Raw genomic sequence first — 20,502 nt, 5'->3', positions numbered from 1 at the left:
ATCTGAAAGAATAGATATTCTTGAATGAATTTTTTTTTAACTTTAAATGTTACATTTTCTTCCTAAATAATAATCCCAATCTTTCCAAATAGGTTTTAATCCTAATTTTTTTATCATATTTTCTATTTCTTTCGGAGTTCTAATATCTTTAATTTCAAATTGTTTTAATTTTTCTCTTTTTTTTGTTCTATTTAACTTTTTTGAATATCCTCCTGGATATGTTTTAGAATAAGCACTAATAGAATTAATTGCAATAGGAATAACGTTATCTCGAAAAGTAGCTTCTTCTCTTGTAGAAAGAGAAAATTCTACATCAGGGAAAAATAATCTAAAAACACAAATTAATTGAAATAACTCTCGATCACTAATAAAATTTTTTGATGAAATCCCCCCTACACATGGTTGTATACGAGGAAAAGAAACTGAAAAATTACTTCTCCAATATTTTTTTTTAAGAAATAAAAGATGCATTGCCATATAATAACAATCTGCTCTCCAACTATCCGATAACCCTAACAAAACTCCTATACCTATGTTATTTATTTGAGCATCTCCTACTCTTTCTAAGGCATTTAACCTAAAAAAAAAATCTCTTTTTTTACCCTTTAAATGATGTTGCAAATATGATTTATAATTATATGTTTCTTGATATACTAAAACTCCATCTACACCTATTTTCTTTAATTCTTTATAGTTTTTAGTAGAGAATGGCTGAAATTCTATTGTTAAAGTACTAAAATTTTTTCTAATTATAGGTAAATTCTTCCTAAAATAATCCATTCCAACTTTTTTTTCGTGTTCACCACTAACTAATAATATTTTTTCAAATCCTAACTCTTTAATCGATTTACATTCTTCTAATATTTCTTCACTAGTTAAAATTTTTCTTTTAATATTATTAAGAACAGAAAAACCACAATAAGTGCAAATGTTAGAACATAAATTAGAAACATATAAAGGTATATATAATGAAACAATGTTTCCAAATCTTTGACGTGTTAACTTTTTTGCTTTTTTTGCAATTTCTTCAATATATTGATTAGCAGAAGGAGATAACAGTGACATTATATTTTTCGAATTTACTTCTAAAGAAGATAATGCTTGTTTTACATCTAAATTATTTTTAGAATTGATGCTTTTAACAATTTTTTCCCAATTATACACTTTCCATTCTTGAGTAAAGTTGTTTTTCATAATTTTTTATCTTTTAGTCATCAAAAACGATGTCAAGGGGCTAGTTGATTCGGCATACTTCTTTTTTATGGGTAATTTAGCTTTTCTAGCTAAATATCCAGCTTTTACAGATAAACAAAAAGATTTTGCCATAGTAATAGGATCATCAGAAACTGCTATTGCTGTATTAACTAAAACAGCATCAGCACCGATTTCTATTGCTTTACTAGCATCACTCGGGGCACCAATCCCAGCATCTATTATTACAGGAACATTAGATTGTTCGATAATAATTTTTAACATATCGATAGTTTGTAATCCTTTATTACTTCCAATTGGAGAACCAATAGGCATAACCGCTGCACAACCTACCTCTTCTAATCGTTTACATAAAACTAAATCAGCACTACAATATGGTAGTACTACAAATTTTTTTTTTACTAATAATTCAGCTGCTTTTAATGTTTCAATAGGGTCAGGCATTAAATAATTAGTATCAGGATGAATTTCTAATTTAATCCAATTTGTATTCAAAGCTTCTCTAGCTAACATTGCTGCAAACACGGCTTCTTCAGCACTTTTTGCTCCAGACGTATTAGGTAAAAATTTTACATTTAGTTGTTTAAGCGGTTTTAAAAAATTTTCTTGTTTTTTCTTAAAATCAATTCTTGCAATAGATAATGTTACTATTTCTGTTTCTGATGTTTGAATCGATTGTAACATTATAGATGAACTAGAAAATTTTCCTGTACCTAATAATAATCTTGAATGAAATTCTTTATTTGATATTTTTAACATTCTTTTAACCTCCTGCTATAATATGAAAAAGAACAATTTGATCGTTATCTTTTATATTATATTCTTTCCATTCTTTTTGAGGAATTATATTGTTATTTACAGATACAGCTGAATTTTTAGAATATATTGGAAATTTTTTAAATAATTCTATTATAGTTAATGAGGATTTAATTAGCAGTTCTTTTTCATTCACTGTAATTTTCATTTTTCCCTCTGCATATAGAACAATGAATATTTTTTTTTAGATTTATTTGATTAATTGACAAATTTAATCCATTAAATAGCTGAATTTTTCCATTTATCGATGATTCTCCATTTAAAATTAATTTTAAAGTTTCTAATACTTGAAATGATCCTATTATTCCAGTTATAGGAGAAAAAATACCTAATGATTCACAATTATTGTTTTCTTTAATGTTTTCCGGCCATAAACATGAATAGCATCCAAATTTCCAAGGGGGTTGAATAACAATTAATTGTCCTTTAAATCCTATCGCTGAAGCAATTAACAAAGGTTTGTTTGCTTTTACGCAGAATTTGTTAATTATTCTTCTGGTTGTTAAATTATCTGTGCAATCTAATATTATATCTACTTTTTTAATAAAAAAATGAATATTTTTTTCATTAAGATATTCAGATATAGCTGTAATTTTACAATTAGGATTCATTTTTGTTAGACGTTTTTTAACTAATTCGGATTTTAATTTTCCTAATTGATTATTATCATATATAATTTGTCTTTGTAAATCGCTTAATTCTAAAACATCTCCATCTGAAATAAATAAAGTATTTACTCCAGAAGCTAATAAATACATTGATACAACTGATCCTAATCCTCCTAATCCAATAATTAATATTTTACTTTTTTGAATTTTATTTTGTCCTTTAATACCTACTTCTTTTAATAATAAATGACGGCTATAACGAAAAAAATCATTATCATTTAACATATTATTTCCAATATTTTTCAATTATTTTTAAAAATTCTAAAACACTGAACTTCCAATTTTTAGATTTTGTTATAGCACTAATTAAAGAAAAACCATCTATATTAAAATTTAAAATTAATGGTAAACGCTTTAATGTAATACCTCCGATTGCTACTATCGGAATGGTATCTTTTTTTTGTATGTATGTTTTAATTTTTTTTAATCCTTGAGGCATACATTCCATTTTTTTGCTTCCAGTAGGAAAGATATGCCCAATAGCTATATACGAAGGTCGAAGACTTATTGCTTCATTAAATTCAATTTCATTTCTTGTTGAAACTCCAAGTTTTATACCAGAATTTAAAATTAATTTAAGATTAGCTTTTTTTAAATCTTCTTGGCCTAAATGAACTCCATAAGCTTTATGTTTTATTGCTAATTTCCAATAATCATTAATATATAAATTAATTTTTTTTATTTCAGAAATTTTTATTGCTGTTATTATTTCTCTTTCTATATCGAACTCAGATTTTTTTTTAATTCGAAGTTGAATATTTTTAATATTAAACTTAGATAATTTTTTAATCCAACTAGTACTATCTACAATAGGATACAATCCTATTTTTCTTGTAATGATTGGAAAATTTTTCAAAATTTTATTCCAAAAGTTAAAAACTATTTTTTTATTTTGTTAAATATTTAATTATTATTAATTTTTTATTGATTTATTAAAATTAGATGAAATAGTACTTTTTCTAATCTCTTGACTAATTTTCATTGAACAAAATTTAGGTCCGCACATAGAACAAAAATGAGCTGTTTTTCCTGATTTATTAGGTATACTTTCATCATGTAGAGTTCTAGCAGTATTAGGATCAATAGATAAATTAAACTGATCTTCCCATCTAAATTCAAAACGAGCTTTAGATAAAGCATTATCTCTAATTTGAGCTCCCGGATGCCCTTTTGCTAAATCAGCTGCATGGGCTGCTATTTTATAAGCTATTAAACCTGCCTTAACATCTTCTTTATTAGGCAAGCCTAAATGTTCTTTGGGTGTTACATAGCACAACATAGCGCAACCAAACCAAGCTATTAAAGCCGCTCCGATTCCTGAAGTAAAATGATCATATCCAGGAGCAATATCTGTAACTAATGGTCCTAATGTATAAAAAGGAGCATGTTGACAGTGTTCAATTTGTTTTGACATATTCTCTTTAATCATTTGCATTGGAACATGTCCAGGGCCTTCTATCATTACTTGTACATTTCTCTTCCAAGCTATTTTAGTTAATTTTCCTAATTCTTTTAATTCAGAAAATTGAGCTTTATCATTTGCATCATAAATTGAACCAGGTCTTAATCCATCTCCTAAAGAAATAGACACATCATATTCTGCACATATTTCACATATTTCATCAAAATGAGTATACAAAAAATTTTCTTTTTGATGGAATAAGCACCATTTAGCTATTATAGAACCTCCTCTAGAAACAATTCCTGTAAGTCTATTAGATGTCATAGGAATATGATCTAGCAATAATCCAGAATGGATTGTAAAGTAATCTACACCTTGTTTTGCTTGTTCAATAATAGTTTCTTTAAATATATTCCATGTTAAGTTTTCAGGTATTCCGTTTACTCTTTCTAAAGCTTCATATATAGGTACTGTTCCTATTGGGACAGGACTATTTCTTAATATATATTCTCTTATTTCTTTTATATATCTACCTGTTGATAAATCCATGACTGTATCGGCTCCCCAGACTGTTGCCCATACTAATTTTTCAATTTCTTCTTCAATTGAAGAGGAAATTGAAGAATTTCCGATATTAGCATTTATTTTTACCAAAAAATCTCTACCTATAATCATAGGTTCACATTCAGGGTGATTGATATTAGCTGGAATTATTGCACGACCAAGAGCTATTTGATTACGAACAAATTCAGATGTAATTTTTATATGTTGTTGATCTTTAAAATTGTTTCCAGAATGCTGTTGATTCATTCGTTTATCAATTATTTTTTGCTGATTTAAATTTTCTCGAACAGCGACAAATTCCATTTCTGAAGTAATGATTCCTCTTTTAGCATAATACATTTGAGTTAAACCAAACTTTGGTTTTGCTTTCCTAAAAGTATTAGAATTTAAAGTAGAAGAAATTTTTATTTTTTCATTTAAACAATCACTTGTAATTTTTTTAGTATATGAAATACTATCATTTCTAAGATTAATCCATTCTTCTCTTGTTTTTTTTATTCCCTGATATATATCAATTTTTTTTGTACTATCACCGTAAGGACCTGATGTATCGTAAGTTAAGATAAAATCTTTTTTTGGTTTTACTTTATCAGTTTTACACACATTATTATGATCAGAATTAATAGTTAAATTAATTTTTTTCATCGGAACAGATATTTTTTTTTTATTATCAGAAATATAAACACGTTCAGAATTTGGAAAAGTAGTACTTTTAATTGTATCAATAAATTTTTTTGCTTCTTTTCTAGCAAGATATCGTTTTTTATTTTTAATAATGTTCATTTTTTTCTCTATTTTTTTTATAATAACAAAAATATTTATATATATATTTTTTTTAAGCTTTAATTTTTTTAAAACTTTTAAAGTCAATACAATTATACTATGATAAATTTTTAAACTTTTTTAAAATAGTAAAATATTAATTTAGTAAAAAAATTCTGCTAAATTATAATGATTAATTATACAATAGATTGTATCTTTTTACATTCTTTAAAAACATTAATAATTTATTTCTATAAAAAAATTAAATAAAAAATTTTTAACAGTTAAAAACTTTAACTATAATGAATACTTATTTTACGTTTATTATTTTTAACACAAAAATATTAATACAAAAATACTTTCTTAAAAATTTTCAAACGATTTGAAATTATATAAAAATATATATTTTATATACCTCACTTTTATTTATATTTAATTAAAATTTATTCTTTAAAATATGTAACTACTCAGAAAAATAGTATTAATACTTTTTAAATTTTTAAATGAAATATTTAATTAAGGAAAAAAAAATGAATAAAGCTCAATTAATTGATATTGTTTCTGAAATTACCAATTTACCTAAAACTACTACTAAAATTTTTTTAGAAGCCACTCTATCAACGATTACAAATTCTCTTAAAAAAGGAGAAACAGTACAGCTAGTCGGGTTTGGAACATTTAAAGTAAATTATAGATCAGAAAGAATAGGTAGAAATCCTCAAACAGGAAAAGAAATTAAAATTTCTGCAACAAAAATACCAAGCTTTGCCTCAGGTAAAAGTTTAAAAGAAGCTGTTAAATAATGCCCAGAATCTTAAAATAAATGAGGGCATTTAGCCCTCTTATTTTTATAAAAATATAAAACTTATATTTAAATTATATTTTTTAAAAATATTAAAAAGAATAAAAAAATTATGAAATCAAAAAATATTAAAACTGCCTTAATTAGTGTATTTGATAAATCAGGAATTGTTGAATTTTCAAAAAAATTAATAAAAAAAAACATTAAATTATTTTCTACTGAAGGCACTGCGAATATATTAAGAAAAAATAAAATAAATGTTACAAACATTTCTGATTATATTAATTTTCCAGAAATTATGGATGGTCGATTAAAAACTTTACATTATCAAATTTATGCTGGTGTTTTATATAGAAAAGGAATAGATGATCACATTATTAAAAAATATTCTATAATTCCTTTTGATCTAGTAATAGCCAACTTTTATTCTTTTGATGAAAAAGAAAGTTGGAAAAATGAAAAAATGAAAGAAATTCTAAAATATATTGATATAGGAGGTCCAGCTATAGTTCGTGCTGCTGCTAAAAATTATGAACATATTTCAATTCTTGTAGATAATAAAGATTATTTACTATTTGATAAACATTTGGAAAATAATACATTATCTATAAATGAAAGAATGCGGTTAGCTATGAAAGCTTTTGAATACACCGCTATGTATGAAAAAAAAATATTTACTTTTTTTAAAAAAAAAGTTACTTCACTGAAAAAAAAAGAAGAAACTTTTCCATCAATATTAAATATGCAATTTTTTAAGAAAAAAAATCTTTCTTATGGAGAAAATAAACATCAAAAGGGAGCTTTTTATACAGAAAAAAAAGTTTTTTCTGGATCTATTGGAAATGTAGAAAAAATTCAAGGGAAGAAGTTATCATTAAATAATATTTATGATGCTGATATAGCTTTAGAATGTGTAAAGGAATTTATTGAACCTACTTGTGTAATAATTAAACATGGAAATCCTTGTGGTGTAGCCAGTGCAGAAAATTTACACCAAGCTTATAAATTAGCTTATGAAAGTGATTCATCTTCTGCATTTGGAGGAATTATTGCTTTTAATAAAATTTTAGATTCCGTTACTGCTTTAGAAATATTAAACAAACAATTCGTTGAAGTCATTATTTTTCCAGATATTACTTCATCTGCTTTAAAAATTTTTAAAAAAAAACCAAATATACGCTTACTTTCTGTTGGTTATTTCACAAATAAAAAAAATTTTTTAGATTTTAAGTCTGTAACAAATGGACTTTTAATTCAAGAAAAAGATCAATTATCAATTGATGTTAAAAAATGGAAAATTGTTACAAAAAGAATTCCTACCGAAGAAGAAAAAAAAGATGCTATTTTTGCTTGGAAAATAGTCAAATTTATTAAATCAAATGGCATTGTTTATGTAAAAAATAGAGTTACTTTAGGTATAGGAGCAGGACAAACAAGTAGATTATGTTCTGTTAAAGTTGCTAATATGAAATTATTAAATCAAAACAAAAAAAAATATAATAATATAATTATGGCATCTGATGCATTTTTACCTTTTTCAGATTCAATTAAAGAAGCGAATAAATTGAATATAAAAACTGTTATACAACCAGGTGGGTCTATTAGAGATCAAGAGGTAAAAAAAGAAGCTGATAAGTGTCACATGACCATGATTTTTACTAATTTTCGTCATTTTAAACACTAAAAAATAACTAAAATTAATATACTTTTACCTTTAAAAACAAGAACTTGGATTGAAACGAGAAAGGCTTTAAAGAACATGGTACTTGCTGCTGAAAATATGCGGTTGGATACATTGTAATTTTGTATAGAAAAATGGTCAAAAAGAAGGCGCTTTTTTTATAAAAAAAGCGCCTTCTTTTTGACCATTTTTCTATACAAAATTACAATGTATCCAACCGCATATTTTCAGCAGCAAGTACCATGTTCTTTAAAGCCTTTCTCGTTTCAATCCAAGTTCTTGTTTTTAAACCACAATCAGGATTAACCCATAAATTTTCTTTTGAAATATAAGTTAATGCTTTTGTTAATAAATTTTTTATATCTTCAATTTTTGGTACATTAGGTGAATGAATATCATATACCCCAGGACCAATACCATTCGGATACTTAAAATTTTTAAAAAATTCTAATAATTGCATATCGGAACGAGATGTTTCAATCGTAATAACATCAGCATCTAAATGTACAATAGCATCCATAATATCTTCAAATTCACAATAACACATATGAGTATGAATTTGAGTAGTATTCTTTACACCAAAACATGTTAATTTAAAAGCTTTGACAGCCCAAGATAAATATTTCTTCCAATCTTGTTTTCTTAACGGTAAACCTTCCCTTAATGCCGGTTCATCTATTTGAATAATTTTAATACCCGCTGATTCTAGATCTAACACTTCATCTTGTAAAGCTAAAGCAATTTGTTTAGCTATTGTTTCTTTTGAAACATCTTCTCTAGGAAAAGACCAACATAAAATAGTTATTGGACCTGTTAACATTCCTTTAACTAGTTTATTAGTTAAAGATTGAGCATATTTAGACCATTTAACAGTAATGGGTTTGGTTCGATAGATATCTCCTATAATTATAGGAGGTTTAACACAACGAGAACCATAACTTTGCACCCAACCATAATCAGTAAAAGCAAATCCGTTTAAATTTTCCCCAAAATATTCCACCATATCATTTCGTTCAACTTCTCCATGAACTAATACATCAATTCCTAATGATTCTTGTTCTAAAATTACTTTTTTTATATTATTTTTAATATGTTCATTATAATCTTCAATTGTAACCAATCCATTTTTAAAATCTCTTCTTACTTTTCTAATATCTTCTGTCTGAGGAAAAGAACCTATAGTTGTAGTAGGAAAGATTGGTAGTTTTAAAGCTTTTTTTTGTTCTAAATAACGAGCTGCATAAGCACTTTTTCTATCTAAACTTTGAGAATTAAGGTTTTCTAACCTATGTTGAACATCTTTATTATGAACAAATTTAGAAATATTTCTAGTATGAAGTAATTCACTCCATTCTTTAATTCCAGTTATATCTTTATTATTTAAAGATTTTGTAAGCATAGACAATTCAAAACATTTTTGCAAAGCAAAAGCAAACCAATTTTTTATTTCTTGACTTAAATTTTTTTCAAGGTTTAAATCAATAGGAGAGTGCAATAATGAACAAGACGAGCCAATCCAAATATTTTTTCTTTTACTTACTATTTGAATAATTTTTTCAAACCAGTAAAGTAAATCTGTTTTCCAAATATTTCTTCCATTTACCACCCCTAAAGATAATAGCCAATCTTCAGGTAACTTTTTATTTAAAGCCAACAAATCATAACTACCAGAAAACAAATCGATGTGTAATCCAGCAATAGGTAATTGTACTATTAAATCTAAATTAAGACTAACATCTTCAAAATAAGTTGTTAACAACAAATTTTTATGATGACCTAAAAATCGATAAGCAAATTTAAAACCTTCCTTCCATTTGTTAGATAATTCTAATCCTAAAATTGGCTCATCTATCTGAACCCAAGAAATTCCTCTATCAGATAATTCTTTTAAAATATGTTTATAAATTGGTAAAATTTTATGTAATAAGTCAATTCGATTAAAATAATCTCCTTTAATTTTCCCTAACCATAAATATGTTAAAGGTCCTAATAAAATTGGTTTAATTTTATATCCTAATGATAGAGCCTCATCAACTTCTTCTAACAATTGATTCCAAGAATAAGAAAATTCTTGATTTTTATGAAATTCAGGAACTATATAATGATAATTAGTATTAAACCATTTTGTCATTTCAGAGGCAGAAACAGGCTTTCCTTTTGGAGCTGAACCACGAGCAATACGAAACATTGTATCTATATCTATAGAAGAATCGGAATTTTTATGTCGATCAGGTATATTTCCCAAAAACATGCTTGTTGTCAACACATGATCATACCAAGAAAAATCTCCTACAGGTAAAAAATCAATTCCATATTTTTTTTGCTGTTTCCAATTTTCTTTTCGTAACTTTTTTCCTACAAATAATAATTCTTTTTTTGTTATCTTACCAGACCAATATTCTTCTTGAGCTTTTTTTAACTCTCTCTTTGATCCAATTCTTGGAAATCCAAGTATATGATTAAATACTGTCATAAAGTAAACCTTATTAAAAATTTTAAAAAAACATTACTTCTATAAAAATTTTATTTATATATGAATATATTTAAAATAAAATATTTATATACATATTAATTTAAAATGGGTTATTTGAAATTTTATTAGATAATTTAAGATTAAATCTTAAAAAAATTAACTAAAAAATTAGCCACTCCATCATCAAAATTGTTTTTAACACATTTTAAATGAGGTAAAGATTTTTTTAAATCTTCATCTGCATTATTCATTATATAAGCTTTTCCAGAAATATCTAACATTTCTTGATCATTTAAAGAATTTCCAAAAGAAATACATTTTTTTAAGCGAAATTTTAAATAATTTGATAAAAATTTTAAAGCAAAACCTTTAGATATTTTATTAGGCATAATTTCTAAGCAAAGAGGAGAAGAGTAAGTTATACTTACTTCATTTTTAAAATTATTTAAAATTTCTTTTTCTAAAATTTTTATTTTTTTTATATCTATAGAAGTAAAATATATTTTACTTACTTTAGAAAAAAAAAATTTTCTATTTTTAATATCTAAAAAAGTAGAAATTTTATTTATATTAACTTGATTATTCTTGATAAGTATTCCATTAACATACCATTGATTATTTTTATACACATGAGTATAGATATCTTTATCAAAAATTCTTATTTTTTGTAACCTTATGCAAACATCTGATGATAAATCACAACTAAAAATTAAATTACCCGAAAAATCATAAATTTTTGAACCATTAGAAGTAATTGAAAAAAAATTAATTCCCAATTCTTTTTGAAACTTCAATACATCAATATAGTGCCTCCCGGTAGCTATTATAAAACGTATACCCATTTTACTTAATTTTCTTATTACCAACTTAGTAAAGTTAGAAAGTTGAAAATTATTGTTCAATAACGTACCATCTAAATCTGAAACAACTATATATTCCATATAATAAAATCTCAAAAAAAATAATTAAAATAATAAACTTTTGTTAAAAATAAATTAACTTTAAACTGAAAAAAAATTTATGATTCTATAGCAATTCTTAATTTTTTCATTGCGTTTTTTTCTAATTGTCGAACTCTTTCTGCTGAAATTCCATAATTATTTGCTATTTCTTGTAAAGTAATCTTACTATGTTCATTTAACCATCTAAGATTGATAATATGTCTACTTCTTTTATCTAATTTTAATAAAGCATTAGTTAATTTTTTCGTAACATGTTTTTTCCAATTTTCTTGCTCGACAAAATTCGCAAAATTAGAGAATTGATCTTTTAAATAAGGTTTCACATTAAAAAATTTTCCTTCTCCAAGAAAATCATCTTCTGATGAAACATTAAAGGCTACATCTTGTGCTGACATTCTTGATTCCATTTCTCTTACATCTGAAATGCTTACTCCAAGTTCTTTTGCAACTATTTCAATTTCTTGATTATTAAACCATCCTAATCGTTGTTTATTTTTTCTAAGATTAAAAAACAATTTTCTTTGTGATTTAGTAGTCGCTACTTTTACAATTCTCCAATTTCTTAAAACATATTCATGTATTTCCGATTTAATCCAATGAACAGCAAAAGAAACAAGACGTACATTTAAACTTGGATTAAACCTACGAACAGATTTCATTAATCCTATATTTCCTTCTTGAATCAAATCAGCTTGTAACAAACCGTAACCTGAATAATTTCTTGAAATATGAATAACAAATCTTAAATGTGATAGAATTAACGTTCTAGCCGCTTCTAGATCTCCATGATAATATAATTTTTCAGAAAGAAATTTTTCTTCTTTACTTGACAACATAGGCCAAGAATTCACTTTTCTAATATAAGCATCTAAATTTCCTAAAGGAGATATAGATAGAATTTGAACCTTATTTATCATGTAAATCCAGATATAATTTTTGTATTGATACAATATTAAATTACTTAAGATAACTACATACTACTGTAATTATTTAAAAAAATCAAAGACTAAAATTTTTTTAAATATTTTTAAAAAACTAAAAAATTTCTTTAACAAATTCTGTACTTTTAAAACAAGATAAATCTGTTATTTTTTCCCCTGTACCTACATATTGAACAGGAATTTTAAAAGTATTTGCTAAATTAAAAATAATTCCTCCTTTAGAAGTTCCGTCTAATTTTGTCAAAATAATACCATTTAATCCTAAATACTTATTAAAAGATTCTACTTGCTTTATACTATTTTGACCAATCGAAGCATCCAGTACTATTATTGTTTGATCAATAATAATATTCTCTATTTTTTTTATTACTCGTTTAATTTTTTTTAATTCTTCCATTAATGGAATTTTATTATGCAATCTTCCCGCTGTATCGATAATTAAAATATCTATTTTATTTTTTTTGGCTAAATGAACAGCATTAAAAACTACTGAAGCTGGATCAGCTCCTATTTTCTCAAAAATTATGGGTATAGAATACTTATTACCTATAATTTGTAATTGTTCTATTCCTGCTGCTCTAAAAGTATCTGCTGCTACTATATTAACTGATTTCCCTATATTTTTATAAAAATATGCTAATTTTCCAACAGTAGTAGTTTTCCCTACTCCATTAACTCCTACTATTAATATAATAAAAAGCTTTTTTACATTTATATTTACTGGTTTTTTTACTTTAGTTAAAATTTTTAACATGTATTCTTTTAATAAACTATATAAATATTCATTATTATTTTGATTAAAAGAATTTATCTTTTTTTTTATTTTATTTATAATTTCATTAGTGGTTTCACTACCTACATCAGCTAATAACAATTGTTCCTCTAATTCTTCTAAATAAAAAATATTTTTTTTTGAAAAGAAAATATTTTTTATTCCATCTTGAAACTTTATTTTTGTTTTCGTTAAACAATTTTTAAATATTTTTAAAATAGAACGATCTGATTTTTTTTTATTAATATTAATTAAATTATCTTTATCTTTAATTTTTAAAGAAAAACAAGTTTTTTTCTTTTTTTTCTTAAAATCTTTTACAACACTTGTATTATCATTATTTACTTTTTTCTTAAACCAGGAAAAAAAGCTATTTCTTTTTTTATTTAACATAAATTAACCAATCAAAAAATATAAAATATTTTTTTATTATAAAAAATATTTTGATTTATAACATATAAATATTATCATATATTAATAACTTTAATTATATAAAAATAAATAAATTATATATTTTATGAAGAAAAAATCTTATAAAAAAAAAAGAATTAGAATTATTGGAGGTTTTTTAAAAAAAAAACTCTTACAAGTTAAAGAAACTTTAAACAATAGACCAACAACTAATAAAAAAAGAGAGACTTTATTCGAATGGTTACGAGACAGCATTAAAAATTCTAATTGTCTTGATTGTTTTGCAGGAACCGGTGCATTAGGAATAGAAGCTATATCTAGAGGAGCAAATAAAGTTTTATTATTAGAAAATAATAAAATGATCATTTCTTATATTTATAAAAATATATTCAATATACCAAATATATCAGCAATTAAAATTGATGCTTTAAAATGGTTAAAAAAAAAAGGAATTCCTTATGATATAATATTCTTAGATCCTCCTTTTAAATCAAATTTATTACAAAAAGCAATTTCTTTATTAGAAAAAAATAATTGGATAAAACCTAGTTCTATTGTTTATATAGAAAAATCAAAAAAATATAATCTTGTAAACATCCCAAAAAGTTGGATATTAAAAAAAAATACAAAAAATAAAAATAACGAATATTTTCTTTATATAAAAAAAAAGATATAAATCTTTAATTAAAAATTAATTTAAGTAAAGTTTTATTTTTATTAAATACACTTATTAATTTTTTAAAAAAAATGGTAAAATATAATAATTTTAAAAAAAATCATCTTTAAAAATATTAAATATTAAAAAAATTAGTAATATATACAACCTAATTTTTAAAAAATTATATATTAAATACTTTAAATATTTTTTTAAACAAATCATTGAGATTTTTATGAAAAACTATACTAATATTTTTAAAAGAATAAAAAAATTAATTCCTAATCATATTCAACCAAAATTTAAAAATGAAATGGATTTACTTAATTGGAATCAAGCACAAGGAAAAATAGATTCTGAATCAATTATTAGAAAAAATAAAGCGATGAAAATGCAAAAAATACTTGGAAGATCAGGAATAAAAGAACTATATATAAATTGTTCTTTTGAAAATTATAAAATTGAACATGAAGGACATTTAAAAGTTGTCAAAGCAACAAGAAAATATGCTGAAGAATTTCACTCTAGTATAGCTAGCTTTATTTTCTCAGGAAGACCAGGAACAGGAAAAAACCACCTTGCTTCAGCAATCGGAAATTATTTAATTTTAAATGGAAAAAGTGTACTCATTGTAACTGTAGCAGATCTAATGTCAAATATAAAAAGTACATTTAATGGAAATACTACAATGACAGAAGAACGCTTATTAAATGAATTAAGCAGTGTAGATCTATTAATGATAGATGAAATAGGAATGCAAACAGAATCCAGATATGAAAAAGTAATTATCAATCAAATCGTCGATAGAAGATCTTCTTCTAAAAAATCTACTGGTATGTTATCGAATTTAGATCATAGAGGAATGAAATTATTATTAGGAGAAAGAGTAATTGATCGAATGAAATTAGGAAAAAGTTTATGGTTAACTTTTGAATGGAACAGTTATAGAAAACATGTTCAAGGTAATGAATATTGATTCTCAGTTATAAAACCTATCTAACTCTCCCCACATACTCTCCTGACCTAGTATCAACTTTGATTGTTTCACCCTCTTTAATAAAAAGAGGAACTCTAATAATAGCTCCAGTAATTAATTTAGCTTTTTTCGTAGCTGTACTTACACTATCTCCTTTCAAACCAGGATTTGTTTCCATTACTTTTAATTCTACAAAATTACTTAAAGTTATTGAAATTACTTCATTATTCCATAATGTTGCCAAACAACTAGCTTGCTCAACCAACCATTTTATGGACTCTCCTAATACCTTTTTTGTTGCAAAAACCTCTTCAAATGTTTTTTTATTTATAAAAAACCAAAATTTTCTATTATTATATAAATAAGAAACAGTTATTTCTGTAACATCTGCACTTTTTAATGTATCTGTGGCTTTAAAAGTTTTATCTATTAATTTTCCTGTTAATAATCGTCTTAACTTTACTCTAACAAAAGATTGCCCTTTTCCAGGTTTAACAAATTGGCTACTTTCTATAATGTATGGTTCTTTATCAAAAATAATTTTTAATCCAGATCTAAAATAGTTACTATTATATGTAGTCATATTTTCCTTTTTAAAAAATAGTTAAAAAAAATGAAGAATATAAAAAAAGAATTATGGATTAATGAACTTTCTCAAGTCATTACTTCTTCAAAAAAATTATTTAATTTATTAAATATCAAAAATCATACTGATTTTCAAAAAGAAAATAAAATATGGAAATTATTTCCATTACGAGTCCCCATAAAATTCGCTAAAAGAATGAAAAAAAACGATTTAAAAGATCCTTTATTATTACAAGTTTTAATTAAAAAACAAGAAATTTTTAGTTCTCCAGGATTCAATAAAGATCCTATAGAAGAAAAAAAAAATATTATAGTTCCTGGTTTAATTAAAAAATACACTGATCGAGTTTTATTATTAGTAAAAACTAATTGTGCAATTAATTGTAGATATTGTTTTAGAAAATTTTTTCCGTATGAAAGTAATTCAGGAAATAAAAAAAATTGGACTCTTTCTTTAGAATACATAAAAAAAAATAAAAATTTAAAAGAAATAATTTTATCTGGTGGAGATCCTTTAATGGCTAAAGATGAAGAAATAAATTGGTTATTAAAAAAAATTCAAAAAATAAAACATATCAAAAGAATTAGAATTCATACTAGATTACCAATAGTAATACCTTCTAGAATTACAAATAGACTATGTTCAATTTTACAATCAATAAAAATTAAAGTTTTATTTGTAACACATATAAATCATGCTCAAGAAATAGATAATGAAGTTAAAGAAAGCATGAAGTTATTAAAAAAAACAGGGGTTTTCTTGCTAAATCAAACGGTTCTACTTCGAGGGATAAATGATAATACAACCTCCCTATTAAAATTAAGCAATAAATTATTTGATGCTAATATCATTCCTTATTATTTACACATGCTAGATCCTGTTTATGGAACTAATCACTTTTATGTTACTACATCAAAAGCAAAATTTATTATAAAAAACTTAATGAAAAAAATTTCTGGGTTTTTAGTCCCAAAATTAGTTTTAGAACAACCTAATAAATATAGTAAAATTCCAATTGATATAAATTATTAAAAAAACTCTCCCTAAATATATAATATTTAGGGAGAAAAGAATTAATTATTAAAAAAAATTACATCATTCCGCCCATTCCGCCCATTCCACCTGCTGGTGCACCGCCACCTATATCAGATTTTTCTTCTTTTGGTAAATCAGTTACCATACATTCTGTAGTAATCATTAAACCAGCTACTGAAGAAGCATATTGTAATGCTGAACGAGTTACTTTTGTTGGATCTAATATTCCAAACTGGATCATATCCCCGTATTCATCTGTTGCTGCATTATATCCATAATTTCCTTTTCCATCTTTAACATTATTAGTAACAACAGATGGTTCCTCTCCTGAATTAGAAACTATTTGACGTAATGGAGCTTCCATAGCTCTTAATGCTACTCTAATTCCTACATTTTGATCTTCATTTTGACCTAACATACCAGAAATTTTTTCTGCTACTCTTACTAAAGCTACGCCTCCTCCTGCAACAACTCCTTCTTCTACTGCTGCGCGAGTAGCATGTAAAGCATCTTCTACACGTGCTTTTTTCTCTTTCATTTCAACTTCTGTTGCTGCACCTACTTTTAATACTGCAACACCACCAGATAATTTAGCTAGTCTTTCATTTAATTTTTCTTTGTCATAATCAGAAGTAGCTTCAAAGATTTCTTGTCTAATTTGATTAATTCTATTTTTAATTGATTCTTTATTTCCGACACCACCAATAATTGTGGTCGTATCTTTACTTATAACTACTCTTTTTGCTTGTCCTAAATCTTCTAAACTTGATTTTTCTAAATCCATTGCTAATTCTTCAGAAATAACAGTTCCACCTGTTAATACAGCAATGTCTTGTAACATTGATTTTTTTCGATCCCCAAAACCTGGAGCTTTTACTGCTGCAATTTTAACAATTCCTCTCATAGAATTTACTACCAATGTAGCCAATGCTTCTCCTTCTAAATCCTCTGAAATAATTAACATTGGTTTTCCTGATTTAGCTACTGCTTCTAATAGAGGTAATAATTCTCTGATATTAGATATTTTCTTATCTGCCATTAAAATATATGGATTATCTAATTCAACGATTCCTGTTTCAGATTTATTAATAAAATAAGGAGATAAATAACCTCTATCAAACTGCATTCCTTTTACAACTTCTAGTTCATCTTGTAATCCTGTTCCTTCTTCAACAGTAATTACTCCATCATTTCCTACTTTTTCCATAGCATCTGAAATTAATGAACCAACTTTTTCGTCAGCATTAGCAGAAATAGTTCCTACCTGAGTAATTGCTTTAGCATCAGAACAAGGAACTGACATTTTTTTTAATTCATCTACTGCACTAATTACTGCTTTGTCTATTCCTCTTTTTAAATCCATAGGATTCATTCCTGCAGCAACAGCTTTTAAACCTTCATTAACTATTGCTTGAGCTAGTAAAGTTGCTGTTGTTGTCCCATCTCCCGCAGCATCATTAGCTTTAGATGCTACTTCTTTTACCATCTGAGCACCCATATTTTCAAACTTATCTTCTAATTCAATTTCTCGAGCTACAGAAACACCATCTTTAGTAATACTCGGTGCTCCAAAAGATTTATCTAGTACTACATTTCTACCTTTTGGTCCTAAAGTTACTTTAACTGCATCTGCTAATACATTTACTCCGCGAAGCATTTTAACTCTAGCTTCATTACCAAATTTTACATCTTTAGCTGCCATTAGAAATTTCCCTTAAGTAAGTGTTTTATCAGTAAATATGTTGGTTAACTTTACTCTTCAACAACTGCTAAAATATCACTCTCTGTTAAAATTAATAACTCTGTATTATCAATTTTTTCAGTTTTTGCTCCATATCCTTCATTAAAAATTACTACATCTCCGACCTTTACATCTAAAGGTTTTACTTTTCCATTTTCTAACACTCTTCCATTACCTACCGCTGTAATTGTTCCTCTAGTAGATTTTCCAGCTGCAGAACCAGTTAAAACAATTCCACCTGCTGATTTTAATTCAACTTCATTTCTTTTTATTATAACACGATCATGTAATGGACGAATTTTCATTTTTTTACTTCTCCTTTAAAAATTCAAAAAAATTAATTTTTTTTTATTAAAAAATTAAATTTTTTAACAAGTTTCCTATAATTGATATAGGGATGAATAAAGAAATTTTCAAGGGGGGTATTCATTTTTATTTAATTAAAGATAAGATATTTATAAAATATTTGACATAAGTATCCAAATAATGTTTAAATACTTTATAGCCCGAATAGCTCAGTCGGTAGAGCAGGGGACTGAAAATCCCCGTGTCGGTGGTTCAATTCCGCCTTCGGGCATATATTAAAAATTATTTTCCAATACAAAATTCAGAAAAAATTTTTTTTAATACATCATCGGAAGTTATTTTTCCAGTAATTTTATTTAATGTATTTTGAATTATTTTTAAATCTTCTGCTAATAGTTCGATATTTTTTTGCTTATTCCAATTTTTTCTTGCTATAATAAACTGTTTTTTAGCAATTTTTAAAGCACTTATATGACGAAAACGTGCTAAAAATTTATCTTCTGTATTTCCATAAAAAATAATACTTTCTTTTAATATCTTTTGAATTAAGTTAATTCCAATATCCTTCTTAACAGATATTTTTATTACTAAATGTTTTTTAGAAGTAAATAATTTTTTATTTTTTTTAACAAGATCAATTTTGTTTAAAATAATTATAATATTCTTTGAATTATCTGATAAAGAAAAAATAAATTTTTCAAAATGTTTTTTTTGTATTTCTATGTTTAGATTTGCATCTATAACAAAAAATATATATTCTGCAATTTTAATTTCTTCCCATGCTTTTTGAATTCCAATTTTTTCAACTCTATCTTTAGAATCATGCAGCCCAGCTGTATCGACTATTTTAACATTTGTTCCATTTATTAATAAATTTTCATAAATTACATCTCTAGTGGTTCCAGAAATGTCAGTTACTATTGATCGATCTTCAAGAACTAAGGCATTGAATAAACTAGATTTTCCTGCGTTAGGATGACCAACAATAACTACTCGAACTGCTTCTTTTTCAGTATTGTTTTCTATCGAAAACTTATTAAATTTTGAAAAACTTAAAGATATATTTCTTAGTTGATAACTAATATTAAAATCTAAAGTAATGTTTTCTTCTTCCGAAAAATTAATTTCAGCTTCTATATGAACACATAATTTTAATATTAATTTTATTAAATCTTTAATATATCTTGAAAAAATACCTTTTAAAGAATTTAAAGATGCTTGAACAGCATGGCGAGACTGTGCGTTAATCACATCTGATATTGCTTCTGCTTGAACTAAATCAATTTTTCCATTTAAAAATGCTCTTTTTGAAAACTCTCCTGGTTCTGCTATTCTTATTCCGTCTATTGAAATAATTCTTTCAATAATAGAATTTAAGATTATTGGATTCCCATGACTATGTAATTCTAATACATCTTCTCCTGTAAATGAATTTGGTGATACAAACCATATTGCTATACCACTATCTAAAATAATGTTTTTTTTATCAAAAAAATTTACGTAATAAACATACCTTGGTTTAATTTTTTTTTTTAATACTTTTGAAATTACCTTTCTTGTGTTAATTCCTGAAACGCGTATAACTCCAATCGCGGATTTTCCTTTTGGAGTAATTTGTGAAACAATTGTATCTGTTTTTAGCATATAAAACATTCTCTCAAAAAATATTTTTTTTTTAAAAATAAAATTTATTAAAAATAATACTTATTCTTTAAGTAAGAAATTGAATTCTTATTT

General features: G+C 25.0%; 19 protein-coding genes and 1 tRNA gene. 6 read left to right on the top strand and 14 right to left on the bottom strand.

Annotated elements, in window-relative coordinates:
* Positions 1–42 precede the first annotated feature (42 nt).
* Genes thiH through thiC form a run of 6 tightly spaced genes read right to left on the bottom strand, consistent with a single transcriptional unit; the run spans position 43 to position 5,445 of the window.
* On the bottom strand, positions 43–1,194 hold the full coding sequence (gene thiH, locus RJT65_RS00180; RefSeq protein ID WP_343152813.1) for a 2-iminoacetate synthase ThiH: 1,152 nt from the start codon (positions 1,192–1,194) through the stop codon (positions 43–45).
* Between the two features lie 6 nt (positions 1,195–1,200).
* Complete coding sequence (locus tag RJT65_RS00175; RefSeq protein ID WP_343152811.1) at positions 1,201–1,971, bottom strand: thiazole synthase; 771 nt, start codon at positions 1,969–1,971, stop codon at positions 1,201–1,203.
* A gap of 4 nt (positions 1,972–1,975) precedes the next feature.
* Positions 1,976–2,176 (bottom strand): sulfur carrier protein ThiS, encoded by a 201-nt coding sequence (gene thiS, locus RJT65_RS00170; RefSeq protein ID WP_343152810.1) that lies wholly within the window; start codon positions 2,174–2,176, stop codon positions 1,976–1,978.
* Positions 2,157–2,921 carry a HesA/MoeB/ThiF family protein gene (locus RJT65_RS00165; protein ID WP_343152809.1) on the bottom strand — a complete coding sequence of 255 codons (765 nt, stop codon included), beginning with the start codon at positions 2,919–2,921 and terminating at the stop codon, positions 2,157–2,159. Before RJT65_RS00165 ends, thiS begins: the two co-directional genes overlap by 20 nt.
* 1 nt (position 2,922) lies before the next feature.
* Positions 2,923–3,552, bottom strand: coding sequence for a thiamine phosphate synthase (thiE, locus tag RJT65_RS00160; protein WP_343152807.1), 630 nt, complete (start codon positions 3,550–3,552; stop codon positions 2,923–2,925).
* 57 nt (positions 3,553–3,609) lie between these two features.
* A complete protein-coding gene (gene thiC / locus RJT65_RS00155) occupies positions 3,610–5,445 on the bottom strand; it encodes a phosphomethylpyrimidine synthase ThiC (protein ID WP_343152805.1) in 1,836 nt (611 codons plus the stop codon).
* Positions 5,446–5,927: 482 nt separating this feature from the next.
* Here thiC and RJT65_RS00150 point away from each other — a divergent pair, with 482 nt between their 5' ends.
* Together RJT65_RS00150 and purH are read left to right on the top strand one after the other, a co-directional pair.
* A complete protein-coding gene (locus RJT65_RS00150) occupies positions 5,928–6,227 on the top strand; it encodes an HU family DNA-binding protein (RefSeq protein WP_343152803.1) in 300 nt (99 codons plus the stop codon).
* Positions 6,228–6,338: 111 nt separating this feature from the next.
* Positions 6,339–7,910: a bifunctional phosphoribosylaminoimidazolecarboxamide formyltransferase/IMP cyclohydrolase gene (purH, locus tag RJT65_RS00145; protein ID WP_343152801.1), complete on the top strand. Its 1,572-nt coding sequence runs from the start codon at positions 6,339–6,341 to the stop codon at positions 7,908–7,910.
* Positions 7,911–8,109: 199 nt separating this feature from the next.
* Here purH and metE read toward each other — a convergent pair whose 3' ends face one another.
* The 4 genes from metE to ftsY all read right to left on the bottom strand — a co-directional run bounded on the left by metE (position 8,110) and on the right by ftsY (position 13,448).
* Positions 8,110–10,380, bottom strand: a complete 2,271-nt coding sequence (gene metE, locus RJT65_RS00140) for a 5-methyltetrahydropteroyltriglutamate--homocysteine S-methyltransferase (RefSeq protein WP_343152799.1) — start codon at positions 10,378–10,380, stop codon at positions 8,110–8,112.
* 140 nt (positions 10,381–10,520) lie between these two features.
* Entirely contained in the window at positions 10,521–11,321 is an 801-nt protein-coding gene (locus RJT65_RS00135; RefSeq protein WP_343152797.1) for a Cof-type HAD-IIB family hydrolase, read from the bottom strand.
* Positions 11,322–11,398: 77 nt separating this feature from the next.
* Positions 11,399–12,259, bottom strand: a complete 861-nt coding sequence (gene rpoH, locus RJT65_RS00130) for an RNA polymerase sigma factor RpoH (protein WP_343152796.1) — start codon at positions 12,257–12,259, stop codon at positions 11,399–11,401.
* Between the two features lie 118 nt (positions 12,260–12,377).
* Positions 12,378–13,448, bottom strand: coding sequence for a signal recognition particle-docking protein FtsY (ftsY, locus tag RJT65_RS00125; protein ID WP_343152794.1), 1,071 nt, complete (start codon positions 13,446–13,448; stop codon positions 12,378–12,380).
* Between the two features lie 124 nt (positions 13,449–13,572).
* On the opposite strand from ftsY, the gene rsmD reads away from it, so the two are divergent.
* A complete protein-coding gene (gene rsmD, locus RJT65_RS00120) occupies positions 13,573–14,142 on the top strand; it encodes a 16S rRNA (guanine(966)-N(2))-methyltransferase RsmD (protein WP_343152792.1) in 570 nt (189 codons plus the stop codon).
* A 214-nt stretch (positions 14,143–14,356) separates the two neighbouring features.
* Entirely contained in the window at positions 14,357–15,097 is a 741-nt protein-coding gene (gene dnaC / locus RJT65_RS00115) for a DNA replication protein DnaC (RefSeq protein WP_343152790.1), read from the top strand.
* Between the two features lie 16 nt (positions 15,098–15,113).
* Here the strand turns inward: dnaC and efp are convergent, their stop codons facing one another.
* Positions 15,114–15,680 (bottom strand): elongation factor P, encoded by a 567-nt coding sequence (gene efp, locus RJT65_RS00110; RefSeq protein WP_343152788.1) that lies wholly within the window; start codon positions 15,678–15,680, stop codon positions 15,114–15,116.
* 30 nt (positions 15,681–15,710) lie between these two features.
* On the opposite strand from efp, the gene epmB reads away from it, so the two are divergent.
* Positions 15,711–16,715 carry an EF-P beta-lysylation protein EpmB gene (epmB, locus tag RJT65_RS00105; RefSeq protein WP_343152786.1) on the top strand — a complete coding sequence of 335 codons (1,005 nt, stop codon included), beginning with the start codon at positions 15,711–15,713 and terminating at the stop codon, positions 16,713–16,715.
* Between the two features lie 58 nt (positions 16,716–16,773).
* Here the strand turns inward: epmB and groL are convergent, their stop codons facing one another.
* Both groL and RJT65_RS00095 read right to left on the bottom strand, forming a co-directional pair.
* Positions 16,774–18,420, bottom strand: coding sequence for a chaperonin GroEL (gene groL, locus RJT65_RS00100; RefSeq protein WP_343152785.1), 1,647 nt, complete (start codon positions 18,418–18,420; stop codon positions 16,774–16,776).
* Positions 18,421–18,470: 50 nt separating this feature from the next.
* Positions 18,471–18,764: a co-chaperone GroES gene (locus tag RJT65_RS00095; RefSeq protein ID WP_343152783.1), complete on the bottom strand. Its 294-nt coding sequence runs from the start codon at positions 18,762–18,764 to the stop codon at positions 18,471–18,473.
* A gap of 199 nt (positions 18,765–18,963) precedes the next feature.
* On the opposite strand from RJT65_RS00095, the gene RJT65_RS00090 reads away from it, so the two are divergent.
* Positions 18,964–19,036: transfer RNA gene (locus RJT65_RS00090), tRNA-Phe, on the top strand.
* A gap of 11 nt (positions 19,037–19,047) precedes the next feature.
* Here the strand turns inward: RJT65_RS00090 and mnmE are convergent.
* The gene (gene mnmE, locus RJT65_RS00085) at positions 19,048–20,409 is read right to left on the bottom strand and encodes a tRNA uridine-5-carboxymethylaminomethyl(34) synthesis GTPase MnmE (RefSeq protein ID WP_343152781.1); all 1,362 of its coding nucleotides are present in this window, start codon (positions 20,407–20,409) and stop codon (positions 19,048–19,050) included.
* Positions 20,410–20,502: the final 93 nt, after the last annotated feature.

It is taken from the genome of Buchnera aphidicola (Mindarus japonicus) (genome assembly GCF_039393905.1).
Lineage (GTDB): Bacteria > Pseudomonadota > Gammaproteobacteria > Enterobacterales > Enterobacteriaceae > Buchnera_A > Buchnera_A aphidicola_B.
This window is presented reverse-complemented; position numbering and strand designations above follow the sequence as displayed.